The sequence below is a fragment of the Rhodoblastus acidophilus genome (assembly GCF_025961575.1).
Classification (GTDB): Bacteria; Pseudomonadota; Alphaproteobacteria; order Rhizobiales; family Beijerinckiaceae; genus Rhodoblastus; species Rhodoblastus acidophilus_C.
Window position 1 is genome coordinate 79,512 of the sequence record NZ_JAOQNX010000017.1, and the last position, 23,407, is coordinate 102,918.

Annotated in this window: 26 protein-coding genes; 19 read left to right on the forward strand and 7 right to left on the reverse strand. The window is 60.5% G+C overall.

The genetic code is table 11. The annotated features are described in order from the left end of the window. The first annotated feature begins 294 nt into the window (after window positions 1–294). The 13 genes from M2320_RS13310 to M2320_RS13370 all read left to right on the forward strand — a co-directional run bounded on the left by M2320_RS13310 (window position 295) and on the right by M2320_RS13370 (window position 11,022). Window positions 295–930, forward strand: coding sequence for a hypothetical protein (locus M2320_RS13310; RefSeq protein WP_264597698.1), 636 nt, complete (start codon window positions 295–297; stop codon window positions 928–930). After that, a complete protein-coding gene (locus M2320_RS13315; RefSeq protein ID WP_264597699.1) occupies window positions 931–2,742 on the forward strand; it encodes a phage terminase large subunit family protein in 1,812 nt (603 codons plus the stop codon). Further along, the gene (locus tag M2320_RS13320; RefSeq protein WP_264597700.1) at window positions 2,726–3,145 is read left to right on the forward strand and encodes a hypothetical protein; all 420 of its coding nucleotides are present in this window, start codon (window positions 2,726–2,728) and stop codon (window positions 3,143–3,145) included. The genes M2320_RS13315 and M2320_RS13320 overlap by 17 nt, the downstream gene beginning before the upstream one ends. Window positions 3,146–3,149: 4 nt before the next feature. Next, window positions 3,150–4,811 (forward strand): phage portal protein, encoded by a 1,662-nt coding sequence (locus M2320_RS13325; protein WP_264597701.1) that lies wholly within the window; start codon window positions 3,150–3,152, stop codon window positions 4,809–4,811. A gap of 15 nt (window positions 4,812–4,826) precedes the next feature. Continuing rightward, window positions 4,827–5,162 carry a hypothetical protein gene (locus M2320_RS13330; RefSeq protein WP_264597702.1) on the forward strand — a complete coding sequence of 112 codons (336 nt, stop codon included), beginning with the start codon at window positions 4,827–4,829 and terminating at the stop codon, window positions 5,160–5,162. Window positions 5,163–5,174: 12 nt separating this feature from the next. Further along, window positions 5,175–5,792, forward strand: a complete 618-nt coding sequence (locus M2320_RS13335; RefSeq protein WP_264597703.1) for a hypothetical protein — start codon at window positions 5,175–5,177, stop codon at window positions 5,790–5,792. A 13-nt stretch (window positions 5,793–5,805) separates the two neighbouring features. Beyond that, window positions 5,806–6,165 (forward strand): phage tail assembly protein, encoded by a 360-nt coding sequence (locus M2320_RS13340; protein ID WP_264597704.1) that lies wholly within the window; start codon window positions 5,806–5,808, stop codon window positions 6,163–6,165. Between the two features lie 188 nt (window positions 6,166–6,353). Continuing rightward, the gene (locus tag M2320_RS13345; protein ID WP_264597705.1) at window positions 6,354–8,684 is read left to right on the forward strand and encodes a phage tail tape measure protein; all 2,331 of its coding nucleotides are present in this window, start codon (window positions 6,354–6,356) and stop codon (window positions 8,682–8,684) included. Window positions 8,685–8,687: 3 nt separating this feature from the next. After that, window positions 8,688–9,092, forward strand: coding sequence for a hypothetical protein (locus tag M2320_RS13350; protein ID WP_264597706.1), 405 nt, complete (start codon window positions 8,688–8,690; stop codon window positions 9,090–9,092). Then, window positions 9,089–9,400, forward strand: a complete 312-nt coding sequence (locus M2320_RS13355; protein ID WP_264597707.1) for a hypothetical protein — start codon at window positions 9,089–9,091, stop codon at window positions 9,398–9,400. The genes M2320_RS13350 and M2320_RS13355 overlap by 4 nt, the downstream gene beginning before the upstream one ends. Before the next feature lie 496 nt (window positions 9,401–9,896). Beyond that, complete coding sequence (locus tag M2320_RS13360; protein WP_264597708.1) at window positions 9,897–10,169, forward strand: hypothetical protein; 273 nt, start codon at window positions 9,897–9,899, stop codon at window positions 10,167–10,169. 80 nt (window positions 10,170–10,249) lie between these two features. Then, complete coding sequence (locus M2320_RS13365) at window positions 10,250–10,576, forward strand: hypothetical protein (protein ID WP_264597709.1); 327 nt, start codon at window positions 10,250–10,252, stop codon at window positions 10,574–10,576. Window positions 10,577–10,668: 92 nt separating this feature from the next. Beyond that, entirely contained in the window at window positions 10,669–11,022 is a 354-nt protein-coding gene (locus M2320_RS13370) for a hypothetical protein (RefSeq protein ID WP_264597710.1), read from the forward strand. 420 nt (window positions 11,023–11,442) lie between these two features. Here the strand turns inward: M2320_RS13370 and M2320_RS13375 are convergent, their stop codons facing one another. Then, window positions 11,443–11,649 (reverse strand): hypothetical protein, encoded by a 207-nt coding sequence (locus M2320_RS13375; RefSeq protein ID WP_264597711.1) that lies wholly within the window; start codon window positions 11,647–11,649, stop codon window positions 11,443–11,445. Between the two features lie 228 nt (window positions 11,650–11,877). Further along, on the reverse strand, window positions 11,878–12,171 hold the full coding sequence (locus M2320_RS13380; RefSeq protein WP_264597712.1) for a helix-turn-helix domain-containing protein: 294 nt from the start codon (window positions 12,169–12,171) through the stop codon (window positions 11,878–11,880). Window positions 12,172–12,478: 307 nt separating this feature from the next. Here M2320_RS13380 and M2320_RS13385 point away from each other — a divergent pair, with 307 nt between their 5' ends. Continuing rightward, complete coding sequence (locus M2320_RS13385; RefSeq protein WP_264597713.1) at window positions 12,479–12,613, forward strand: hypothetical protein; 135 nt, start codon at window positions 12,479–12,481, stop codon at window positions 12,611–12,613. 313 nt (window positions 12,614–12,926) lie between these two features. On the opposite strand, the gene M2320_RS13390 is transcribed toward M2320_RS13385, so the two are convergent. From M2320_RS13390 to M2320_RS13405, 4 genes are all read right to left on the reverse strand, one after another. Next, window positions 12,927–13,730, reverse strand: a complete 804-nt coding sequence (locus M2320_RS13390; protein WP_264597714.1) for an HNH endonuclease — start codon at window positions 13,728–13,730, stop codon at window positions 12,927–12,929. Between the two features lie 83 nt (window positions 13,731–13,813). After that, on the reverse strand, window positions 13,814–15,040 hold the full coding sequence (locus M2320_RS13395) for a tyrosine-type recombinase/integrase (protein ID WP_264597715.1): 1,227 nt from the start codon (window positions 15,038–15,040) through the stop codon (window positions 13,814–13,816). 714 nt (window positions 15,041–15,754) lie between these two features. Beyond that, on the reverse strand, window positions 15,755–18,895 hold the full coding sequence (locus M2320_RS13400; protein ID WP_264597716.1) for a multidrug efflux RND transporter permease subunit: 3,141 nt from the start codon (window positions 18,893–18,895) through the stop codon (window positions 15,755–15,757). Window positions 18,896–18,917: 22 nt separating this feature from the next. Continuing rightward, window positions 18,918–20,081 (reverse strand): efflux RND transporter periplasmic adaptor subunit, encoded by a 1,164-nt coding sequence (locus M2320_RS13405; RefSeq protein ID WP_264597717.1) that lies wholly within the window; start codon window positions 20,079–20,081, stop codon window positions 18,918–18,920. A 157-nt stretch (window positions 20,082–20,238) separates the two neighbouring features. Here M2320_RS13405 and M2320_RS13410 point away from each other — a divergent pair, with 157 nt between their 5' ends. From M2320_RS13410 to M2320_RS13425, 4 genes are all read left to right on the forward strand, one after another. After that, window positions 20,239–20,772, forward strand: coding sequence for a TetR/AcrR family transcriptional regulator (locus M2320_RS13410; protein WP_264597718.1), 534 nt, complete (start codon window positions 20,239–20,241; stop codon window positions 20,770–20,772). Window positions 20,773–20,927: 155 nt separating this feature from the next. Beyond that, window positions 20,928–21,131, forward strand: coding sequence for a hypothetical protein (locus M2320_RS13415; RefSeq protein ID WP_264597719.1), 204 nt, complete (start codon window positions 20,928–20,930; stop codon window positions 21,129–21,131). A gap of 193 nt (window positions 21,132–21,324) precedes the next feature. Then, window positions 21,325–21,651 carry an ArsR/SmtB family transcription factor gene (locus tag M2320_RS13420; RefSeq protein ID WP_264597720.1) on the forward strand — a complete coding sequence of 109 codons (327 nt, stop codon included), beginning with the start codon at window positions 21,325–21,327 and terminating at the stop codon, window positions 21,649–21,651. A gap of 9 nt (window positions 21,652–21,660) precedes the next feature. Further along, the gene (locus M2320_RS13425) at window positions 21,661–22,500 is read left to right on the forward strand and encodes an arsenite methyltransferase (protein ID WP_264597721.1); all 840 of its coding nucleotides are present in this window, start codon (window positions 21,661–21,663) and stop codon (window positions 22,498–22,500) included. Between the two features lie 123 nt (window positions 22,501–22,623). Here the strand turns inward: M2320_RS13425 and M2320_RS13430 are convergent, their stop codons facing one another. Further along, window positions 22,624–22,818 (reverse strand): hypothetical protein, encoded by a 195-nt coding sequence (locus M2320_RS13430; RefSeq protein WP_264597722.1) that lies wholly within the window; start codon window positions 22,816–22,818, stop codon window positions 22,624–22,626. Between the two features lie 310 nt (window positions 22,819–23,128). Here M2320_RS13430 and M2320_RS13435 point away from each other — a divergent pair, with 310 nt between their 5' ends. Further along, window positions 23,129–23,395: a helix-turn-helix domain-containing protein gene (locus tag M2320_RS13435; protein WP_264597723.1), complete on the forward strand. Its 267-nt coding sequence runs from the start codon at window positions 23,129–23,131 to the stop codon at window positions 23,393–23,395. Window positions 23,396–23,407 lie beyond the last annotated feature (12 nt).

The window sequence follows — 23,407 nt, forward strand, 5'->3', positions numbered from 1 at the left end:
TTTTGGTTGGTGCCAAAGGGTCATTTTTGATCGCAGCGGACTTTCGTCTCTCCGTAGACCTCGATTGCGCCATAACCCTGAGTCGCAGTGCAGAAATCGAACGACACGCCATTTCCTTCAGCGTGCCAGCCGAACCTTGCGCAGTCAGACTGTTCAGTCAGTTTGTATTTCTTTCCTCGCCATTCGAGGACGTTTTTGCTGTCATCTATGAGGAGAGGATAAGTCTTTCCGGGTACAACATTGCATCCGTCACCCGCACCTGTGCTTGGAAATGAGCAGGACTTGCACGCGTAGTTGAACGTGTCCGCATGCGAGCATGTGGAAATAAATGAAAACATAAGCACGATTGCAGGCTTCAGCATATTTGCGACATCCCGTTTGCGCATCAAGAACAAGGAACTTCACGCGGTGACACGCGCAACAATCTCGGCGCTCGCCGCCGAAAACCATATCGCGCGCTCTGTCGCGCTCCGTCACCTGAACGACGCTGGCATTTTTCGCGATCCGAACGACAAGACGTTTGACCACGACGAAGCAAGCGCCGCGATCAAGCTACGCCTCGACGAAGACCGGATCAACGGTAACCGCGTCGCAGGCCGCGCCTCGAACGGCAACAGCCTGGACGATGAAGCCCGCCGAGCGCTTAACCGCTCGAAGGCCGAAGCCGAGCAAATGCGCGCGCGGAAGATGCGCCTTCAGCTCGAACAGGCCGAAGGTCGCTTGGTTGAGCGCGAGGCCGTCGAAGCCGTATGCCGCGACATCGCCACTCGCGCCCGATCGGCCTTTCTTTCGATCGGCTCGAAGCTCGCGCCTCGCCTCGCTGGCATGACCGATGAACGGCAAATCCGCGCGTTGATCGATCAAGAGGCCGTCGCTGCGCTCGGCGTGCTCGCCGACCCGGAAACTTTCGATAAGGAGGCGCTGAGTTGAATGTATGATTTTGACCTTGCGTCAAAAATCCTCGCCGCCTTCAAACCGCCAAAACGTCTGACGCCCGCCGAATGGGCCGAACAGAACATCGTCCTTCCATCCGAGAGCAACGCCGAGCCGGGGCCGCTGCGCCTCACGCGTTATCAGCGCGGCATGGTCGACGCCGTCGCTGACGAATGCGCCGACACGCTCGTTTTCATGCTCGCATCGCAAACGGGAAAATCGATTTCGATCGATTGCGCGCTCGGCTTCGCGATGGCGCAGGACCCTGGGCCGGTCCTTCACGTGTCGCCGACAGAGGGCAAGGCCGTTGACTTCGTGCGCAACCGCCTGGACCCGGTCATTAAGGCGTCGCCGGGCCTGCGCAAGATCGTCGGCGGCGGAAGGAAGGGCGGCGGCGACAGCCTGACGCACAAACTCTTTCCGGGCGGCTCGCTGAACGTCGCATCGTCCTTCAAACCTGACGATTTGGCCGCCCGCGCGATCCGCTGGCTTTTCCTCGACGAAATTGACCGCTTCGCCGCTTCGGCAGGTTCGGAGGGTGACCCGGTCACGTTGGCGACGAAGCGCACGCGCACCTTCAGGAACCGAAAGCGGATCATCGCCAGCACGCCGACCGCCAAAGGCGCGTCACGCGTCAAGGAATGGTTCGATCGCGGAACGCAGGAACGGTTTTTCTGCCCGTGCCCCGAATGCGGCGCGTTTGATTATTTCCGCTTCGAGCAATTGAAATGGGAAAAAGGCAAGCCGCATACCGCGCGCCTCGTTTGCGACGATTGCGGGCACCACCTGACCGAAGCCGAACGCCTGCGGGCAATCGACCTCGGCGACTGGCAACCGACGAACGAAAACCCTGAACCGGGAATTCGCTCGTTTCACGCTACCGAGCTTGTTTCGGTTTTCAGCTCGCTTGCATCCGTCGCGCAACAGCGCGAGGAAGCCGACACGCCGGAAAAGCTGCGCGTCTTCCACAACACGACGTTGGCCGAAGTCTTTGACGATGGCGGCGAATTGAAGGTCGACGCGACGGAACTTCAGCAACGCGCCGAGCCGGTCCGCGCGCCGTATCCCGCCGAAATTGACATGGTAGTTGCAGGCGCGGACGTTCAGGCCGAACGCCTGGAGGTTTCCTTCGTCGGTGTCAACGTCACCGATAAGCGCGCTTGGGTTTTGAATCATATCGTGCTGCACGGCGACACGTCAGGCGCGCAAGTATGGCGGGACTTCGACGCCTTGCTCGGCGGCGCTGTCTTTGTCCTGCGCGACGGGCGGCGGCTCATGCTCTCGGCGTGCGCTATCGACAGCGGTTACAATACCTCGAACGTCGCCGAGTTCTGCGCGGCGCAGCGCAAGAAATCGCGCAACGTGCTCGCAGTTAAAGGCGTGGGCGGATTCGACAAGCCGACGATCCGCAAGGGCTCAAAACTTCGCAACATGACGACTTTGTATCTTGTCGGCGTTGATGGCGTGAAAGCGTCCATTCACCGCCGCTTGAACATGCAGGAAGTCGGGCCGAACTTCATTCACCTGCCCGACCATCTGGACGCATCCTATTTTGAGGGACTGACTGTCGAAACCCTCAAAACTCGTTTCGTGCGGGGATACGCGCGGCAAGAGTTTCACATGTCGTCGCGTTCTGGCGGCGGCAATGAACCTCTGGACGCGCTCGCTTACGCCTTGGCCGTCGCGACCATGACGAAGCCCCCGCCGAAATCGGCAACGCCGAAACCGAGCATAGCGGACGCCGCCGCGCGGCTGGCCGCACTTCACGACTCCAATCAGGAGAACATCACCCATGAACGTTACCAGTAAGACGAAACGTCCGACCGTCGCCGCGCGCAGCGAAGCGGAAATCAGAAGCGAAGCGATCCTGGCCGAACGCGTCCGCATTAACGCCATCTTGAACGGCCCCGAAGGCAAGAAACGCCCGAACGTCGCCAAAGAACTTGCGCTGACAACCAACATGACGTCGGCGCAGGTCGCGAACATTCTCCAGAAAATGCCCGTTGAAAGTCCGTTTCTCGAAGCCATGTCAATCGAAGGACCCGTGGGCGTTGCATCCGCCTTCGCCGACGCGCGGAACCTCTCGCCGGGCGGCGACGCCAAGGCGTCGCGTGCGGAGGAAATCGCGAAAACCGCCGCCGGATATGCGGTGGCGCGGGGCTATATTTCACCCGAACAGGCCGCCGCCAAGGGCGTCAACGTAAGGGCCTGAAGTCATGACCGCACCTAACATCACGCAAACGGCGGGCCTGCCCGCCGTCGCGCCGCCTGCGGCGCTCGCCGAGGCGCTGAAGGCGCAAGCCGGCTTCATGGACGGCACTGATGGCAAGGGACCGCGCCTTGCCTGGGCGCGCTATTCTGTGCCCTTCGGCGGGTATGGCTGGAGCACGGGCGCGAACGTTCCATATGCGATAACAATGGGCGGGCAGCACGCGCGGGAAGCGCCTTTGGCTTCGGCGGTTGCGAATGACCTTGCAACCTCCAATCCAGCGCTGGCGACGATCCTTGACAACTTGGAAGTGGACGGCGTTGGAACCGGCTTGACGCTCTCCAGCAAACCGGACGCGCAAGCGCTCGGCATTTCCGATGAAGCCGCGCGGGCGCTGTCGCACGCGATCGAAACCAAATGGGCCGCTTGGATCAACAGCCCGATCGAATGCGATTACGTCGGACGCTTCGACGGCCACCAAATCGCCGCCGCCGCGTATCGCGCGTATTTGCTGAACGGCGAGACGTTGGCAACACTCGAATGGGCGCGCGTGCCCGGCGCGACGACGCGGACGAAGGTCAACCTGTTGGACAATCGCCAACTCGACACGACGATTACGCGCATCGAAGATGGCCGCAAGGTTCTGAGCGGCGTTGCGTTCAACGATCGCGGGCAAATCGCAGGTTTCTACCTGCGAAGCCTGCCGCTCGGAAATACCGTCGTTGCGCCCATGGCGCAATTCGTTCCCGCGCGGACGTCATGGGGCCGCGTGAGAGTGGCGCACATTTTCGAGCTGCGCGACCCTCGGCAGGTTCGCGGCCTGTCGCCGCTGATCGCCGCGTTGACGCCAGCGCAGGAGAAGGAAAGCCTCGGCGAGTTCACCCTTGCGAACGCGATGCTGCAAACCCAATTCGCGTTGACCGTCGAATCAGACCTGCCGCCGCAACACGCTTTCGGCTCGCTCGAAGTGAACGACGCCATGTCCATCATAGACGGCTTCGTCAAACTTCGTGAAGAACGTTACAGTCAAGCGAAAATTCAGCCGCAACCGGGTGTGGTCAATCATCTGGCGCCCGGCGACAAGTTGAAGTTCAACAAGGTCGAAAATCCGCACCAGACGTTTGACGCCTTCGACAAGTCGTTGACGCGCAAGGCAGCGAGAGCGGCGGGCCTCGCGTACGAACAGGTTTCCGGCGACTTCGCGTCAACATCGTTCAGCGCGTCGCGCATGGCGATGGAAGCGCCGCATCGCATTAACATGAAGCGGCGGCGGAACATCCTCGAACGGTTCTATCGGATCATGTTCGAGGCATGGGCTGAAGAAATGTTCGAGACGGGGCAAATTGAGACGCCGGAAGGTGCGCCGCCGTTCTGGCAAGCGCGTGAGGCTTATTGCGCCGGCAAGTTCCTTGGGATTGGCAGGTTTGAGCCCGACCCGAAGAAGGCCGTTGAAGCGGACGTTCTGGCCCTGGAAAACAACATTGAAACATTGGAGGACGTGCTTGCGCGGCGAGGCCGCGATTTGGAGACGCACCTTGCGCAAGTCGCCGCTGAGCGCGCGCTAATGGCGCAATATGGCCTGACGTTCAAAGGCGTCGTCACGACGCAGGATCGCAACGAAACGATCGAAGAAGACGACGAAGCGCCGAAGGCGGCTCGTCACAACTAACCCACAGGTGACAACATGACAGCGTTCAATAGGCCGCCTCTGCGGTCTAGCGGCCTTCCTGCGCCCTCGGCACCGCCGCAGGCGATTGACAACCCTTGCGCGTACCTGCCGCAGCTTCGCGCGGCTTTGTACGCCCTCCTTAGCGGAGCGCAGAGCCAACAAATCCGCGACGGCGACAGGTGGCGGTCGACGCAGAACGGCAACGCCAAGGAGCTGCGTGCCGAGATTCGCAAACTCGAAATCATGTGCGATCCGCGCTTGCAACGCCGCGCGGTTCGGGCGGGGCCTTATGTGCCAGCCGACGCCGTACCCGGCTATGGCTACCCGTTCGGCTTCGCCTGGCCTTACTGATAGGGGCGCATCATGACCGACTTAACCGCAGAAGACCGGGCGGCGCTCGGCTTGCCCGAACCGCCTTCTCCCTATGCTGGAGTTTTCGCAGCGGTTCACGCCGGGCACCATGCTGACGGCGCAAGGCAACTCGAAGCGCAGCACCAAGAGCAACAGCGACGCATTGCGGCTCGAAATGCCGCCAAAGCGGCAGCCGATCGCCAAGCGTTCTTGGCTTCGCCTGCCGGCAAGGCCGAACAGCAGCGGCGCGAATACCGCCACGCGATCATGGGGCTTCCTGAAGCGCAGGAGCACGCCGACGCCGCAATTCTGTTGGCGCTCACCCATGACGCGAACAGCCTGCCGCCCGAACGGGCGGCGCTGATCCTCGGCGGCTTGCCCGCCGAAAACCTTGAACCATCCGAACCGCAAACCATCTCTCAGGAAACCGCCGACATGTCCGAACCGACCCTCAAGCGTCGCGCCGAAATCCGCCTCGCTGCGCTCAGTCACCGCGCCGACCTGGGCGACCACGCCGCCCGCTCCGAGGCCAACAAAATCAGCTACGCGCTGAAACTCGCCGCCGAGGGAATGAACCTGGCCGCCGCCTGCCAACAGCTCGGCGTTGACCTCTCGAAAATTCAGAACTGAAGGACGCCGACCAATGATCCCGAACAACCCGAATAATTCGACCGTGATTCCTGCGCCGCTGCCTGTCGCGACCGTCAACCTGTCGCGTCCGCTTATGACGCATAAGGGGCAAGTGACCTCGCTCGAACTGCGCGAACCGCTCGCCGGCTCGTTTTTCGACCATGCCGAGCCCTTCAAGATTCGCGTCAAGGATGGCCGCGTTGATTTCGACTACGACAACGCCGCGATGATGCGCTTTCTCGCCGACATGTGCGGGCATGATGTCACCGTCCTGCGCGGGCTTGCGGCGCGCGATTACATGACCGTTCGTACCGCCGTGACTGACATCATTCTCGGCCTCACGGGAACCGAGGAAAACCCTACAAATTCGTAAGGCGCTGGATCGCGCTTTTGCTCGCCGACTATCGGCAGGACATCGCCACGTTGCACGCGATGCCGCTTCGGCGGCTTTTTTCATATCTCGCCGCAATCGCTGACCTGAAGAAAGAGCGCGAGCGTTGACGCCTTACGACGAACAGAGCGGCCCCGACCGGGCCGCTTTTTTCATTTGGAGACAGAAGGATGTCTAACCCCCAAGTCACCGCGACCATTAGCGCGGAAGACAAGGCCAGCGCCGTCTTGAAGGCCGTTGCGCAGCTCGCCGACAAGGTCGCCAAGGACCTGGAGAAGACCGGCAAGACGAACGCGCTCGGAAACTTGCCGGGCCAGTTTAACGCGGCAACTTTGGCCGCAGAAAAACACCTTTCGGTTCTTCACCGACTAAACGCCGCCTTCAAAACTCTCGCCGCCAGCGCGGCGAGCTATGCGGCCTATAAATTCCCCCATGTCGCCGCCGACGCTGTGAAGGAATATCTGCCGATCGAACGCGAGCAAATCGCGATGAAGGCGGCGGGGCATTATTCCGACGCCGACATGGATATTTTGCGCAAGCAGCAAACGACCCTGGCGCAGAAATACGGCGAGACGCCCGAGGCGGTTGTTCACGCGCAATCGGAATTCGTCAAACGCCACATGGACGCCGGCACCGCCGCCGCCATGACCGAAGAGGGCGTAAAGCTCGCCAAGGCGATCGGCACCACTGCCGCCAACGGCGCGCGTATCCTTGAGGGTATGATTTTCGGCACCGGGCACCATGTCACGACGCCTGAAGAGGCGCACCGCCTGGGCAAGCGCTTCGCGGACATCGCCGCTGTTCAGAACAAGATGGGTGCGATGTCGCCTGCGGACATCGAAGGCGGGTGGAAATACGCCGCCGCCGCGACCACCGCCGCCCATATTTCGCCGGAGCAAGTCGCGGCCACGCAAATGGTGCTCAAGCGCGAACAGTTCGGCGGCGATGAAAGCGGCGTGTTCTGGCGGCAGCTCGGCGCGCGTGTGATGATGCCAACCAACGAAGGACGCATCGCGCTTCAGGCCGCAGGAATCAAGTATGACGACTATGTCGGACCCGGCAAGCTCAACGCGAAAAACTTAAATCTCACGTTCGCTGAAGCCGGCTTGAAGGAACTTCCGACGCACGAAATCGCGGGCTTGCAAAAGAAGGCCGAAGCCGGCGCGTTCAAAACGAAAGCTGTTTTCGGCGCGGCTGTTCGCGACGCATACGACCGTGCGTTCGGCGATACCAGCGCCAAGGACCTAAATGTGATCGGCAAGAAAGCCGGCGCGTTCTTCGAGTCGTCAAAAGGTCAGGTCGACGGCGCGAAGCTTTGGGAAGCTATGCTGCAAAAAATGTCGGCGCAGCAAATCCTTGAATTCCTGGGCACCAAGCAGGGCGCGAAAGGCGTCTCCGCGATTCAGCAGCTTCAGACGAACAAGGAATACGAAGACCTTCTGAAAAACGCGGGAGGCACAGCCGACCGGATCGCGCGCGAGCGCATGGATGGGCTCGCCGCCGCCGTCGACCGCCTGACCGCGTCCTATGACGACGCCAAGAACCAATTCGTTGAGGCGAACAAGCCCGTGTTGACCGGGCTTGCCAATCTCGGAACGAAGCTCACCGGCTGGCTTTCCAGTCTCGACGGCGCGCAGAAGCAGACAACCACTTATGCCGCCGCGCTGGCTTCGGTTATCGGCGGGGCTTGGGGGCTCAAGTCGGCGCTGGACCTGTCGAAGAAAGTGCTGGAAAGCATCACGGGCAAGCCCGCAACGCCGGGCGTGCCTCTTGCTCCTGCCGCCGTGCCTGGAGCGCCTGCCGGCGCAGCGCCTACCGCTGGCGGTTCAGCCCTCGGCGCAGTCTTGCCCGCCTCGCTCGGCGTCGCAGCCGGGGCGGTAGCGGCGGGCGCGATTCACGAAGCCATGTGGGGCTTGAAGTCCCTCGGTTTGATCGACTCGACTGTAAGGCCGCACGGGCCTGGACATTGGGAGGAAGCGCGCCAGGGCCGATCTACTTACCGCAAGTGGGTTCCTGATAGCCTGTTCGAACGGTACGACAATCAGAACCCGAAAAACGAATCCTTCCTGAAGGCGGCTTATGAGCGCCTGACCTACACCGACCCGTTCGCGCATCGCAGGGCAAGCGAAATGCTCGGAGCGCCTACGTTGGCAGGTGACAGGGCCGCCGCTGCGCTTGAACGTATGCAAAAACCCGAGCCCTCGCTTTATGGCGGCTTCGGCGCGAACAACGGTCAATTCCGCTTGCCTGCCGCTGAACCTTCTTCCGGGGCGGCGAGCGATAAGGGCAACCTGTCCGCGCTGCTTTCCGCCGTCAACGCGATCAACAGCAAACCCGTTGACGTCAACGTGGCCGGACAGGTGAGCGGACAGGCCGAAGTTCACAGCTCGATTCAAATTGAGTTGACCGGCGCAGACAAGGTCGCACGGCAGGCGGCGAGCATGGTCAAGATTCCACTCGACGGAAACCTGAACAAGAACGGACAGCAACAGCAAAGGTAACCCATGAGCTACGTGCAAACCAATTGGCTCGCCGGGATGCAAGACGTTTCGGCGTCGATAGATCAGGAGTTCGGCGAAGTCGTCACGATCATTCCTTGCAAAATGCGCCCCAACTTCAGGCCGCAACCACTTGAGGATCACGCCGTCACGTTGATGGCGGTTTTCTCGTGGCGATCTTTAATGGTCCTCAAGATCAATTCCGGCACCACGACGCGCGCCGACCCGATGGCGGAAAGCCGCAAGCCTGTTTTCAGCTTCAGCCGCGAGGCGTTGCCGTGGGCGCTCAATAGCGGCGACCTGATCCGACGCGAATGCAGCGGCGACGTTTTCGAGATCACGGGCGTTGAGCCGGACGGCGTGTCGCGGATCGTCGCGCGTACGACGCAGATGGGGCGGCAATCGCAATGACCGTCGCGCCCGTTTCGATCAGGCGCAAGCCGACAGGGCCGCCGACGTCGACAGACACGCCGATGTTGTTGCGTCCGGCGATCCGAGAGCTTCGGCAAGCACAGAACGGCGTCGCGGCTATGGCTGTTTTCGATGGCTTGCCCAAACGCGTTTGCCTGGAGGCCGCCGCCTTCATGGTTCAACGCCCGGCGCTGTTCGCGCCTGACGTCATTTCAACGGCGCTCAAGCTGACCGGCTTCAAGTGTCTGGCTCACAAGATCGGCGCGACCCGAGCACACGCGGCCTTTGCACGCTTCATCGTTCACTGATTCCGCTGGGGGGGTTCTCCGAACTTCGCGCCCGCTTCGGCCTCGGCGGCTCATTCGTGCACCGGAGCGGGCGCACTTCTCTTGAAAAGATTGGGGCAGGTCGAACGCTCCCGCACGCGCTCAAGACCTGCCCCTTTGGCCTGCCGGGGGCGAACCCGGTAACTCACCCGCTCGAACAGTTCATCCGTGCTCAAGGGCGGGCAAATCAGGACGGAAAATCATGTGCAAGAATGCGCAAAATTGCAAGAATGTTTTGCAAATATGCAACGAAATCCTGGCGTCGTGCGACCGCATGACAAGCCTTGCCGATCAACTCGCGAACAATAAAATAAAATAATGAGGGAATGCTATTTGTCATGAGTTAATATTCACGCAAGTCATGACAACTATGATGCAGGCTGATAACGTTGACAAAGCAATAATAAGGCGCGACCATATGCGCGCCCTCAAACAACACTGAAGGCGTTTCATTCATAAGATATCCATAGGAACCAAAATGACCCACAAAACAACCAAGCTTAATGCTGAGCACGAGGAACTGTCGCGCCGCTGCATCAACCGCGTTCGCGCTTGCATCGCCGACATGGCTGTTTTCGATGACGTCGAAACCAGCGACGACAGCAACCCTTCCGACCTCGCGGCAGTGGTCAACTCCGACCACGCCGTGAGCGCCCTTCGGGTTGCGCTTCATCTGCTGGAGACGGTCGCCTTTGAGGTGGACGACGCTTTGAGCGATCCTGACAATAACGCCGCCGCCGAAGCGGCATGAGACGCGCAAACGTGAACACATTGTAGTTGACTGACTACAAATGCGCACTATGCTGAACACGCCGCAAACGGAGTCCTGCAATGAAAGAGAGCGGGACCGTAACCGCATCGATCCGGCTACCCGCTGAGCTAATGGCGCTCATAAGGGCAGAAGCCGAAAGGCAAAACAGGTCAATCAACTTCCTAATGGTCGACGCGCTGAAGCGCGCGTTCCTGGCGGACAGCCAACCGACCAAGCCGAAGAAATCGACCTGGAATCAGGAGGCGATGCGCCGCGTGCTCCAGATCGTTGAAGACGCGCTGGAGAGCGCAAAGGCCGAAGTGGAGGCGGCGCAGAAAGCGCAGTCGACCAAGCCGAAGCCGACGAAGGCCAGCGCAACAAAGGCCAGAGCCAAGCCGGTAAAATAAGAAGCGGGCCGACTTAACGCCGACCCGCCCGCGATCACGTCACGCCGGAAGCCTTGGAAAGCAAGCGCGACACAACCGAAAGGCACACTATCATGAAAGCAAATAGAAAAGAACGCGGGGGCGATGCGCCCGCCGCGCCTGAACGCAGGCCGTCGACCCGCCGCAAGGCCATTGCAAAACGCGCGGCACCTGTCGCGGTCGTCTCGGAAGTTGCGCCCATCATGCCCGAGGCGGTCACAATCGAAGCGCCCGCCGCCGAGGTGCGGAACCTGCCTGCGGTGATTCCGTGCGAACCGCTGGACGTGTCCGTTGCTGTCGCCTCAATGGCCGCCACGTCTGCGCGGATCAATCGCCACCGCCCGTTTGTGGATTGGGACCTGTTGGCCGTCGCCGCCGCCGTGCTCGCCGCTGGCTTTCTGAAGCTCGCGGTGCTCGCGATCATCTGACGAGTGCGGACCTTGCAACGTTGCGCCCTGGCTTCAAGCTAGGGCGATTTCATCTCCGCAGGTTGAACCTCGCGAGCATCCGCCTAATCCGTACGTAGCCTTCCGAGACATCACGTGCGTCACGATGCTTAAAAAACCGTTGTTTTTATATACGCAATTAGTGTATGCATGCTTATTGCATGAGGCTTTGCCATGAAAATGGTCCATCATGAAGAAATCGTCTTCAGTAATAGCCGCACGGCGTATACGCTGTACCGTTACGGAACGTCATACCTGTTGAAGACGGCCACATGTGAAGGTTCACGCGAACAAGAAGTTCTCGAAATCCTTAGTCAAGTCGACGCCCAAGCGTGGCTCAACGGGACCGAAGACAGCGAACGTCAGTGCAGTTGATGGCTCGGACAAGTTGTAAGGTGACCCTCAATCAGCCGCGTTTCTAGCCCGCTGCGCGCGGATTATTTCTAACGCTTGCTCGACGTGCTGAAGGGCACGAATTTGCGACGAAGCGTCGTCTTTCGCAGCCCGCAACTCCGCCGCCGCATACAGGAGTTCGATCTCAATTAATTCTAAGAGCGTGTCGCAGCTCTTGCGGTCAAGATCGCGGTCGCGAATGTTATCGTTCGTCAAATTGCCACCTCGGCGTTTGCCGCTTTACCGCGCTCACTGCGCAACGAGCCAGAACGTCGCGCCCTTTGGTGTGGCTTTCGTACAATGACGTTTTGTCAAAATCACCTAGAAACATTGCATTTCAAACACATAACCCAACCAATTTGGGTCAAGCCCGCTATTCGCAATCGTTATAGCTAGGCCACCAGACACTTCACCCGAGGCGAGCGCGAATAGGGAAGCGCACGGCTACTGTCCGCCATGCGCCCGTCGCACTTCACCCTCAGTAATTTCCGGCTGTGGAGCTTTCGTTTGAACGTCTTCGGACCAAGCGAAGAACTCAGATGCACGGACGTTCAACTCTTTGCACAGCGCCACCATCAAACGGGCATGTATCCGTTGTTGGCCATTTTCGAAGGCTAACAGTGCTTCTGTTCCTGTGCCGACAGCCGCAGCCAAATCAGCCAAAGTTCGATTGCGTGCAAAGCGAAAGCGGCGCAAACACTTGCCAACCTTAACGTCAACCTGATTTGTGATAGCCATTGCAACCTCGAAATCTTGAATGCCCCTTCGTCAGGGACCTAACACGCGTCATTGTTAATACAGTCTTAACAGATGCAACTCTAACGCGACCGCGACAGGCTGTCACTCCGGGGCGATGCGGCATCCCTGTAGGTAAAAAGACTGACAGAATAGGCATTTAGAGCATTTCGGCTCAAGCTCTTGCATTTTCAATTGGATAACGTAGAGTTGCGAGATTGAGCCGGACGCCAAGATCCGCGCAACCGACGTTGGTAAAGATGATTGCGTTCCGCCAGCCGGATTGGCTGCCCCGGGGGAGAAACCGATTATGAAGACAAACAGCAGCGACAAGCTGAGTGAACTTGTGCAGATTAATTTGCTTTATGCTCAGGGGGAATTGGAGCTGCGTTTTTCGACCAGTCGGCGCTGCTTCGCGCTCGCCAACACCTCGACCTTGCGTTGAAAGCGGTCCGCGCCGAGAAGCGCGCCAAGCTGAAGATCGCGAAGAGCGACGCCGCCTGAAGATAAGGCAGCCAATCGGACGCCCGGCGATCTGCCGGGCTTTTCATTTCAACCCAATCCGAACCTGCGGACGTCCGCCCGCGCCTGGAGCGCCTGCGGCTGGATCATCTACCAGGGTGACTTCCGAAGGCCGCTCGCCGCACGCCCGACACTTCAGCCGGGCAGCGCCTCGCCGAGTTGCACGTCACGCCCGGCACGCTCCGAGAGCATGGATATGGGCATGTAGGACAGTTTGCAGCGGCACCGCGTTTCGATCAGTGTCCAGGTGCCCGCATTCTGTCTTCCAATTCAAAGAGGCGGACCAAATCGTTGCGGGAAACGATGCTCGTTACGGGTATGTGGTGAGATTCTTGCAGCGCCGGCGTAACTAGTTCGGGTTTGATTCCAACTTCGTTTCGCATCTCTTTCAGTGTGCTCGCGACGCGCTCTTTGAAAAATAGATATTCATTATTGATTGGCAGAAAAATGAATGTATGTAGAGATTTGATACGAAAATCTGAAACTAAAACATTCTGATCAATAAACTCGACGCTTCTGTAATGGAAAAATGAAACATTTTTCATGTCATCAATGTTCCAATTACGTGCGTCTGTTTCAAGGCCTTCTAGCCCTAGGGCGTATAAATCGCTATTAACCCGCTCCCGATTTAAGATTGATCTGTAAATTTCTTCGGAAAAATGGTATCTGTCACCTGTTCTGATTGATTTAGTTATTTGTAAACAATTGAGGTGGGTTTTCATTAGCCAGTTCATGCGATTCAAATTAAAGGAGACGCTTCTGCCAATGAGATTATGATGGGCGCAAATTTCGCCAACGAATATTGCTGCTTCCGTGTCATAAGGGCTTAAGCTCGAATTGCAATCTTTGCATACGTGTTTTGATGTTGGTTCATTGTCTATTAAATTCCGCCCGCCAAACAATTCGCCGCCGACGATATTTTTTACCGGCGTCCCAAAAACTCTGCGAAGAACTGAGGCGGAAATGATATGTTCTTTGCTAAATTTTACTTTCGTTTCTCCGCAATATGGGCAGCGCTTTTTTGTGTTTAATTCTAGCATTTTTCTTGCCTTTCATGCCCCATCAATCCTGCAACGCTGTTCAATCGCGCTTTAGAAAATCATTTTCGTATCCGTTTGCGAGCCTATGCAACAATCATCTTGATCCTATCCGCCAGCCTTTCGACCGCTTCACGTTTCTCCGCAAGCATGTCGTAAAGGTCGTAAACGCCTGTGATTGATCCGTCGACATGGTTCAGCAATGCTCGGACCGTGTCGCGGCTGACGCCGGGTTCCTCGCCTACCTTTTTCCTGCATAGCGTCGCGCCTGTTCGACGCAGGTCGTGCGGCGTGAATGGCTTCAGGCCCTTTTCTATATGGTCCGCGTCCGAGCAAATCCGCCGCGTCGCCTGCGAAAGGCTGTGCCGAGCAATGCCGTCCGTTGAAGCCCATTTGCTCGCGAACACGTAGGGGCTTTCGCCGTCTATGCCACGGCGCTTATCGGCGAGCGCTTCCTTAATCGTCTCAACGGCGAGGGGTGATAGCGGCACAATATGGGCGCGTCTGTTCTTTACCCGTTCTTTGGGGATCGTCCATTGCGGGGCAGGGGTGTCTAGTTCCAGCTCTTCAACCTTCATCCCGGCGACCTCGCCGGGGCGGGCGCACGTCAATAGAATCGTACGAAGCGCAAGCTCAATGCTCCGCGACGTCGGCGACAAGGGATCATCAAGCGCCCACCAAAGAACCTTCAGCTCGGCGTCGCACAGTACCCGGTCTTTGGCCCTCTCCTTTTTGCCGCTGAACTTTTTCGCGCCGGCCAGGACGTTTTCTTTGATTAGATCGCGGTCAACGGCATAGCCGAGCATCGTACGTAGGACGGATTGCGTACGGTTCGCGGACACGGGGGCGGTTGCCGCAATGTCGGACAGCAGTTCCGCGAAGTCGCTGCGCGTGAGGCTGGAGGCTACCCGATCGCGCCACTTGTTCAGCGGGCGCTGCAAATAGCCCTTGTCATTCTTCCATGACGCCTTCGTGCGCTCGACATGCGCAAGATAACGTTCAACCAAGTCGCCAAACGTCATGCCTTCGCGCTTTGCGGCGATTGCCTCGGCTCGGATGTCTTGGCCGCCCTCAAGCTTCGCGCTCTCGGCGCTGGCTCTTGCTCGGGCTTGCGCAAGCGACATTGCGGGGTAGCGACCTAGCGTCAACCTGACGGTCGTGGCCTGACCTTTGCCGCGCGCCAAGAATCCCCAAACCTTGCCCGTGCTCGTGACGCGCAGACGAAGGCCTTTGCAGCCTTCGTCTGTGAATTCGAGGCGCTGCTTCGTTGATGCCGTTACGTGCTCGACGAACTCTTTCGTCAGCTTGGTCATTTTGCGCCCCTTCAGGTCAGACCCCTAGTCTCATACCACGAAAATGGGACACATGGGACACAAAATAGCGCGGGCTCCTGACTAGTGCTGATGGGTTCTGATGATAAAAGTCAACAGAAACAACGGTTATAAGAGCTTCTGAATGTGTCTGAAAACCACTTTGGCTGCCTGGGGGACTAGGGGTCGTGGGTTCGAATCCCGCCACTCCGACCATTCAACCGCTTGAAACGGTTGCAAAAAAAAGCCGCATCCCAAGGGGGTGCGGCTTTTTGCTGAAATGGCGCGGAAGTCTCCGATTTTTTCCGAACTCTGTTCGCGAGTTGTTCAATAGAGCAAGGCGCGAAAAAGCCGCCCGGGGAGCGGCTCGTTGCGCTGGCGGTCGTTTCGGCGCCTCTCTTGACCTTGGCTTTCTTGCGCCGCAGCGCCCGCGGCGACATCCGTTCCACGACATATGAGGGGGTCGGACAGTGGGCGATTGGCGGAAGGGGTGGGATTCGTTTCTCGCTCCCGCTCAAGTTCGGGATGGGCGCCTGTCGTTCCATTTGTGTCTGACCCAAAAACGCGACCATCACCGTAGCCATTTTCTGTGAAGCCCATGGTGTGCGGTCGTGATCGGCGGATTCTGGTCTTTGCCCGAACGGATGCTTCTCTTTCGACACCGGACGAAGACGAAATAGAAAAAGAAACATCGCCAAGCTGCCAGCGTCAACGACATCATACGGTTTGAGACGTGTCGGCGAGATCGACGTGGGACGCCAATGTCTGCTTGCTCTTTCCCTGAGAAACACGGACGATCAGCACATAGAGCAGCGGAGTGACGAACACCGCCAGCACGGTCGCTGCGATCATGCCGCCGAGCACGCCTGTGCCGATGGCGCGCTGGCTGTTCATGCCGGCGCCGGTCGCCATCGCCAATGGCGTCACGCCGAGAATGAAGGCGAACGAGGTCATGACGATCGGCCGGAAGCGCAGTTCGCAAGCCGCCAGCGCCGCCTCGCGCAACGAGCGCCCCTGCGCCAGAAACTCCCTGGCGACTTCGACGATCAGGATGGCGTTCTTGGCCGTCAAGCCGACCACGGTGACGAGGCCGACCTTGAAATAGATGTCGTCGGGCAAGTCGCGCAGCAACATGGCGACAACCGCGCCGAGGCCGCCGGTCGGGACCGCCAGCAGCACCACCAGCGGGATCGACCAGCTTTCATAGAGCGCGGCGAGGCACAGGAAGACGCTCAGCAGCGACAGGGCGAACAGGTAAACGGCCTGGCTGCCCGAAAGCTTTTCCTGAAGCGATTGCCCGGTCCAGGCGAAGTCGAAACCTTGCGGCAATTGCGCGGCGAGCCGCTCCATCTCCGCCATGGCGTCGCCGCTGGCGTAGCCCGGCGCCGCGCTGCCGGAAAATTTGATGCTCGGATAGCCATTGTAGCCGACCACCTGCGCGGGGCCCATAGTCCAGCCGATCCGGGCGAAGGATTGCAGCGGAGTCATCTGTCCCTGCGCATTGCGCACATGAATGCTCAGGAGGTCGTCGGGCTTCATGCGCCGGGCGGCGTCCGCCTGCACGATCACCTGCTGCATCCGGCCTTGGCTGGGAAAATCGTTGACATAGACCGAGCCGAGGCTGGTCGACAGCGCCTCGTTGATGCTGGCGAAGGCGACGCCGAGCGCATTCGCCTTCTGTCGGTCGATCATGAGTTCGATCTGCGGCGCCGTCGGCAATCCCTCGACATAGACGCCCTGAAGGATCGGGCTTTGGCTCGCCGCTTTCAACAGCTGGTCGCGCGCCGAGGCGAGCGCGGCATGGCCTTGCTGGGCCTTGTCCTGCAAACGGAAGTTGAACCCGCTGGAATTGCCCAGCGAGTCGATCGCCGGAGGCGCGAGCGCCATGGCGACCGCGTCGGGGAGCGCGCCGAGCGCGGCATTGGCGCGGGCGCTGATGGCGTCGGCGCCGTCCTCCGGGCCGCGCTCCTTCCAGTCCTTCAGGTTGACGAAGGCCAGCGTGGTGTTCTGGCCCTGGCCGGAAAAGCCGAAGCCGAGAATTTGCACATGCCCCGCGACCGCCTTTTCCGCGGAAAAATGGTCCTCGATCCGCTTCGCCACATCGAGCGTCCGCTCGGCGGAGGATTCCGGCGGGGTCTGGGCGTCGACGATCACATAGCCCTGATCTTCCGTGGGCAGGAAACTCGACGGCAAACGCGAAAAACCCCAGCCGAGCGCGGCCAGCAGCGCCGCGTAAACGGCGAGCGAACGCAAGGGACGACGAAGAATGCGCGCGACGCCCGACAGATAGGTCCGCTTGCTGGTTGCGAACGCATGGTTGAAGATCTTGAAAAAGCCGCGCGGCTCGTGGCCCTCCGCGACGGGCTTGAGCAAGGTCGCGCACAAAGCCGGCGTCAGCGACAAGGCGAGGAAGGCGGACAGCGCGATGGAGGTCGCCATGCTGACCGCGAACTGGCGATAGATCACCCCGACCGAGCCGGGAAACGCCGCCATGGGAACGAAGACCGCGACCAGAACCGAAGTGATGCCGATAATGGCGGCCCTGATCTGCCCCATCGCCTTGCGGGTGGCCTCGCGCGGCGAAAGTTTTTCTTCGGCCATGGTGCGCTCGACATTTTCGACGACGACAATGGCGTCGTCGACCAGAATGCCGATGGCCAGCACCATGCCGAACATGGTCAGCACATTCAGCGAAAAGCCGCCGATCAGCAGCGCGCCGCAGGCGCCCAGCAGCGCGATCGGCACGACAATGGCCGGAATCAGCGTGTAGCGCAGGTTTTGCAGAAACAGGAACATCACCGCGAAGACGAGGATCATCGCCTCGACCAGCGTCTTGAGCACCTGATGGATCGAAACCTCGACAAAGGGCGTGGTGTCATAGGGGGTGGCGACGCTGACATTGGCGGGCAGCGTCTTTTGCAGTTGCGCCAGTTTCGCCTTGAGGGCGGCCGCGGTCGCAAGCGCATTGCCGCCGGGGGCGAGCTGGATGCCGATGCCGGCGGCGGGGCGCCCGTCGAGGCGGGTCTGATTGGAATAGGACTGGCCGGCGCGCTCGACGGTCGCGACATCGCGCAGGCGCGCCAGCGATCCATCGGGATTGGCGCGCAGGACGATGTCCTCGAATTCGCCGACCGTGGTGAGCTGGCCCTTCACCAGGACGTTGGCGACGATGCGCTGGCCGGGGCTCGCCGGCAGCGCGCCGATCGTTCCCGAGGCGACCAAGGCGTTTTGGGCGGAAATCGCCGCGGTGACATCGCCGGGCGAAAGATTCAGGCCCACCAGCTTGGCCGGGTCGATCCAGACGCGCATCGCCTTTTCGGTCGAGAACAGGATGGCGCGGCCGACGCCGGGCACGCGCCGCAACTCGCCGAGGACGCGCCGCGCCGCGAGATCGCCGAGATCGGCTTCGCTCAGGGCGCCGTCGCGCGACGACAGCGTCACCACCTGGAGGAAGCTGGTGCTGGCCTCCTCGACGGTGACGCCCTGCTGGATCACGACGCGCGGCAGGCGGGCCTCGATGCGCTTGATCCGGTTCTGCACGGCGACGGTGGCGTCCGAAGCGTTGGAGCCCGGCGCGAACGAGATCATGATCTGGGTCTGACCGGAAGTGTCGCTGGTCGACTCAAAATACATCAGGCCGGGAACGCCGTTCAGCTCCTCCTCGATGATGCGGGTGACGCCATCGTAGAGCCGTTCCGGCGGCGCGCCGGGATAGGTCGCCGTCACCTGAACGGTCACCGGGGCGACGTCGGGATATTGCGACACCGGCAGAAAGACGAGCGCGATCAGGCCGCCGAGCGCGATGAAGATCGAGATGACCCAGGCGAAAATCGGCCGGTCGATGAAGAAATTGGTCATGTCCGCGCTTTCGAAAAACGGCTCAGGGTTTTGCGGCCGCAGCCGCGCCGGCGTCGCGCCACGGTTTTGGCGTGACCGGCATGCCCGGCTGGATTTTCTGAAAACCTTCGACGACGATCGTCTCGCCGGGTTTCAGGCCGTCTTCCACGATCCAGCCGGCCTCCGTCAGCGCGCCCGTGCGCAGCGGGCGCAAAACAAGGGTTTTGTCGCCGGTGACGACATAGGCCTGCGCCTCGCCGGCGCTGCTGCGCTGAATGGCCTGCGGCGGCACGATCACCGCGCCCGCCGTCACGCCGAAGGGAACGCGGACGCGGACATAGGCCCCCGGCAGCAGCGCGCCGTTGGGGTTGGCGAAGGCGGCGCGCAAACTCACCTGTCCGGTGCCGGCGTCCACGCTGACATCGGAAAACAGCAGTTTTCCGGCGCCGGGGCGCGGTGCGCCGTCGGCGCTGACCAGCCGGACTTCGGTCGCCGCGGCGTCGGCGGCGCGGTCCATGAGCCGTCCGACCTCGGAGGCGTCGGCGCTGAAGTCCGCGTAGATCGGGTCGATCTGCTGGATCACGGCCAGCCGGGTCGCGTCGCCTTGCGCCAGCGAACCCTCGGTGACCAGCGCGCGGCCGATGCGTCCGGCGATCGGGGCGCGAACCGTGGCGTGATCGAGGTCGATTTTGGCGCGGACGAGTTGCGCCTTGGCGCTGGCGACGTCGGCCTCGGCCTGCTGGAGAGCGGCGGTGGCGATGTCGTGCTGGGCGGTGCTGGCGGCCCGCTTTTCCAGCAGCGCGTCGGCGCGTTCGGCCTGTTTGAGCGCCTGAATCCGGTTGGCCTCGGCGCGCGCGACCGCCGCCGTCTTGGCGTCGACCTCGGCCTGATAGATCGAGGGGTCGATGCGGAACAGCACGTCGCCCTCCGCGACGCTGGCGCCTTCCTTGAAGGCGCGTTCCTGAATGATGCCTGCGACTTGCGCCCGCACTTCGGCGACGCGGGTCGAGGACAGGCGGCCCGGGAGATCGACAGTCCGCGGCGCTTCGACTGCTGCGGCGATGGCGGTGGACACCTCCATTGCGGCCTCGGCGGCGGGCGCCGGATCGTTGGCGGGCTTGCAGCCGGCGAGCGCCAGAACAAGACAGGCGGCGACGCCCGGGAGGGTCAGGACGCCCGGCAAGCGCCGGCATTCTCTTTGTCTCATGGCGGTGTCGATCCTGTTCATCTCGTCTTGCGGCGGGCCTTTGCTGCGGCGCTGGTCTGCGTCATGCGATAGGTGGAGCGGCGTGCGTCGTTCGGGGGGTCTTGCCAAAGCCTCGGCGAGTTTTTAAATCCATACGTATGTATTGAAAAGAGGAAAAATGGGCCGGACGCGAACCATCGACCGCGACAAGGTGCTGGATGTCGCCGAACAGATCGTTCTGCGCGAAGGCGCGGCCGCGCTCACCTTCGACGCCGTCGCAAAGGGCGCCGGCATCACCAAGGGCGGCGTGCAATATTGTTTCGGTGGCAAGGACGACCTGATCTCAGCGATCGTCGAACGCGGCGTCAAACTTTTCGAGGCGGAGCTCGCGCGAAACACCCCGCCGGACGCCGACAGCCTGGAGCGCGCGCGGGGGTATATTCTGGCGTCTGGCCGCATTGATGAGGCGACCCAGACGAAACTGGTCGGCCTGCTGCTCGCGCTGCTTCAGCTGCCCGGCCAAGTGCAGAATGTCCGCGCCTGGTACGCCCAGTGGATAGCCCAGCTTGATCCGTCCTGCGAGGCGGAGCGTCGGATCAGAACGGCGCTGATCGCCGCAGAAGGCGCCTTCTTCCTTCGCAGTCTCGGCCTCGTCGAAATGGACCAGGCCAACTGGGACGACGTCTTTGCGGACATACTCAAACTGCTCTGAAGCGAGCCGACCACCAAATCTGATCAGCGCCGGCCGGTCGCACGTGGTGACGCCGGAGCCCAGGGCGCGAACGGCAGCTTCACCCACCGAAGAAGGCCTCCTTTAACGGAGGTAGGCGCGCTTCGCGCCTGTTCGTCCGCGCATTTCGAATGGCGATGGCCAAGGACCGCTTCTGCCCGACGATCAACCGGGTCGAACTTGCGCGCGAGCCGCCGGATCGGCTCCGGCGGTGGCGCGGTGGCCGCCGTCAACAGAGTCGCAACTCTGACGGTCGGATCACGGTTGTCCACGTCGAGCATTTCGTCGTTCAAGGCGCCTTGCTTGACTGGTGGCTGGGCGTGAAGCCCAACAAGCGTTAGGCTTGGCCTCCTTGGCAGAAGAGGTGGTCGCGAGCGCCATGAGTTCTCGATTACGTTGATTTCTCGCAATGCTTTGTTCAAACAACGTTGGCGCGAAGTCCTCGCGACTGCGGATCGAGCTTGAAACGTCCCGCTCCCTCGCGTTGACGTTTGCTGTTTCTGCAATTATAGAAATATAGAATAGGGGGCTTCGGTGGACGATCAGGTCGCACGCTACGCCGACATGCTGGCGGCGCTGGGGACGGAGGCCAGACTCCGGATCATCCGGCTTCTGCTTGCCGCGCATCCGAATGGGCTTGTGGTCGGCGAGATCGGCGCGGAACTCGGCATTCCTCCCTCGACCCTGTCGCATCATCTCGACAAGCTGAAGAACGAAGGGCTGGTCGCGGTCCGGCGCGAAAGCACGTTCTTGCGCTATTCCGCCCGCACCGAAGCGCTGGAGGAAATCCTGAGCTTTCTGTTCGCGGAGTGCTGCACCCGCAACAAGGCGATCAATCCCAAGGCCGTCATCAAAGCATAGGAGGTTGCAATGACTGACTCCGCGATCAAGGACGTCGTCCGCGAAAAATATGCCGAGGCGGCGCGCCGCGTTTCGTCCTCAGGATCATGCTGCGGCGGAGGGGGCGCCGTGCTGGACGGTTGCGATCCCATCACCTCCAACCTCTACGCCGAGCATGAAAAGGGCGAACTCCCCGACGCCGCTGTCCTGGCGTCGCTCGGGTGCGGCAACCCTACGGCGCTCGCCGAATTGAAGCTCGGCGAAACCGTTCTCGACCTAGGCTCTGGCGGCGGCATCGACGTGCTGCTCTCGGCCAGACGCGTGGGCCCGACGGGAAAGGCCTACGGCCTCGACATGACCGACGAAATGCTCGCGCTCGCCCGCGCCAATCAGGAGAAAGCCGGCGCGACCAACGTCGAGTTCCTCAAGGGCGAAATCGAGGCCATTCCGCTTCCGGACAATTCCGTGGACGTGATCATCTCGAACTGCGTGATCAACCTGTCCGGCGACAAGGACAAGGTGCTGCGCGAAGCCTTCCGCGTTCTGAAGCCGGGCGGCCGGTTCGCGGTGTCCGACGTGGTCACGCGCGGCGACATTCCGGCTGAAATCCGCAGGGACATGCTCGCCTGGGTCGGCTGCATCGCCGGCGCGCTCGACGAGAACGATTTCCGCGCCAAGTTATGCGAGGCCGGCTTCGAGGAGATCGGCATTGAGCCGACTCGCGTCTACAAGGTCGAGGACGCGCGTGAATTCCTGGTCGGCCAGGGCTTGGATGTGGACGCCCTGGCGAAACAGGTGGACGGCAAATTCATGAGCGCGTTCGTGCGCGCGACCAAGCCGCCGCGACATGGCAATAAATGCTGCGGGTGATCGTCAGCCGACGCGGTTTCCCGCCGCGTCCGACGGTCAGCATCACCATAAATCGATTGCCGAGGTTGGGTTGAAATGAAAAGCCCGGCAGATCGCCGGGCGTCCGATTGGCTGCCTTAACTTTCAGGCGGCGTCGTTCTTCGCGATTTTCAGCTTGGCGCGCTTCTCGGCGCGGATCGCCTTCAAAGCATGGTCGAGGTGTTGGCGAGCGCGAAGCAGCGCCGATCGGTCGAAAAAAGCTAGGTCCAACTCGCCCTGAGCATAAAGCAAATTAATCTGCACAAGTTCACTCAGCTTGTCGCTGCTGTTTGTCTTCATAATCGAATTCTCCCCTGCGCAGCCAGGCCGGCTGACGAAACGCAATCACCTTTACAAACGTAGGTTGCGCGAATCCTGTCGTCGCGCTCAATCTCGCAACCCTACGTCACATGATTGCAAATGCAAGAGCTTGAGCTTAAATGCTCTAAACGCCTATTCTATCGGTCTTTTTCCATACGGGGACGCGGCGTCGCCCCGCCGGAGTGACAGCATGTCGCGGTCACGTTAGAGTTGCATATGTTAAGGCCGTGTTAATGTTGACGCGTGTTAGTTGTGTGACGCAGAGCAATTAAAGATTTCGAGGGTTGGAATGGCTATCACGAATCAAATCGACGTAAAGGTAGGTGCGTGTTTGCGTCGTATCCGCTTCGAGCGCACTCGGGCGTTAGCTGACTTGGCCGCAGCTATCGGAGTGGGAGTTGAAGTGATGTTAGCCGTCGAGAATGGCGAAAAGCGCATTAGCGCTCATTTGATGGTGGCGCTCTGCCAAGAATTGAATGTTCGTCCGTCAGAATTCTTCGCTTGGTCTGACGACCTTGAAACAAAAACGCCGCAATCAGAAGTGAGCGCGGCCTGACGCCGGGGCGCA

Coding starts and splice junctions, on each gene's coding strand:
- M2320_RS13315 (WP_264597699.1), top strand. CDS start 931: ATGTATGATTTTGACCTTGCGTCAAAAATCCTCGCCGCCTTCAAACCG.
- M2320_RS13320 (WP_264597700.1), top strand. CDS start 2,726: ATGAACGTTACCAGTAAGACGAAACGTCCGACCGTCGCCGCGCGCAGC.
- M2320_RS13325 (WP_264597701.1), top strand. CDS start 3,150: ATGACCGCACCTAACATCACGCAAACGGCGGGCCTGCCCGCCGTCGCG.
- M2320_RS13330 (WP_264597702.1), top strand. CDS start 4,827: ATGACAGCGTTCAATAGGCCGCCTCTGCGGTCTAGCGGCCTTCCTGCG.
- M2320_RS13335 (WP_264597703.1), top strand. CDS start 5,175: ATGACCGACTTAACCGCAGAAGACCGGGCGGCGCTCGGCTTGCCCGAA.
- M2320_RS13340 (WP_264597704.1), top strand. CDS start 5,806: ATGATCCCGAACAACCCGAATAATTCGACCGTGATTCCTGCGCCGCTG.
- M2320_RS13345 (WP_264597705.1), top strand. CDS start 6,354: ATGTCTAACCCCCAAGTCACCGCGACCATTAGCGCGGAAGACAAGGCC.
- M2320_RS13350 (WP_264597706.1), top strand. CDS start 8,688: ATGAGCTACGTGCAAACCAATTGGCTCGCCGGGATGCAAGACGTTTCG.
- M2320_RS13355 (WP_264597707.1), top strand. CDS start 9,089: ATGACCGTCGCGCCCGTTTCGATCAGGCGCAAGCCGACAGGGCCGCCG.
- M2320_RS13360 (WP_264597708.1), top strand. CDS start 9,897: ATGACCCACAAAACAACCAAGCTTAATGCTGAGCACGAGGAACTGTCG.
- M2320_RS13365 (WP_264597709.1), top strand. CDS start 10,250: ATGAAAGAGAGCGGGACCGTAACCGCATCGATCCGGCTACCCGCTGAG.
- M2320_RS13370 (WP_264597710.1), top strand. CDS start 10,669: ATGAAAGCAAATAGAAAAGAACGCGGGGGCGATGCGCCCGCCGCGCCT.
- M2320_RS13380 (WP_264597712.1), bottom strand. CDS start 12,171: ATGGCTATCACAAATCAGGTTGACGTTAAGGTTGGCAAGTGTTTGCGC.
- M2320_RS13385 (WP_264597713.1), top strand. CDS start 12,479: ATGAAGACAAACAGCAGCGACAAGCTGAGTGAACTTGTGCAGATTAAT.
- M2320_RS13390 (WP_264597714.1), bottom strand. CDS start 13,730: ATGCTAGAATTAAACACAAAAAAGCGCTGCCCATATTGCGGAGAAACG.
- M2320_RS13395 (WP_264597715.1), bottom strand. CDS start 15,040: ATGACCAAGCTGACGAAAGAGTTCGTCGAGCACGTAACGGCATCAACG.
- M2320_RS13400 (WP_264597716.1), bottom strand. CDS start 18,895: ATGACCAATTTCTTCATCGACCGGCCGATTTTCGCCTGGGTCATCTCG.
- M2320_RS13405 (WP_264597717.1), bottom strand. CDS start 20,081: ATGAGACAAAGAGAATGCCGGCGCTTGCCGGGCGTCCTGACCCTCCCG.
- M2320_RS13410 (WP_264597718.1), top strand. CDS start 20,239: ATGGGCCGGACGCGAACCATCGACCGCGACAAGGTGCTGGATGTCGCC.
- M2320_RS13415 (WP_264597719.1), top strand. CDS start 20,928: ATGGCCAAGGACCGCTTCTGCCCGACGATCAACCGGGTCGAACTTGCG.
- M2320_RS13425 (WP_264597721.1), top strand. CDS start 21,661: ATGACTGACTCCGCGATCAAGGACGTCGTCCGCGAAAAATATGCCGAG.
- M2320_RS13430 (WP_264597722.1), bottom strand. CDS start 22,818: ATGAAGACAAACAGCAGCGACAAGCTGAGTGAACTTGTGCAGATTAAT.
- M2320_RS13435 (WP_264597723.1), top strand. CDS start 23,129: ATGGCTATCACGAATCAAATCGACGTAAAGGTAGGTGCGTGTTTGCGT.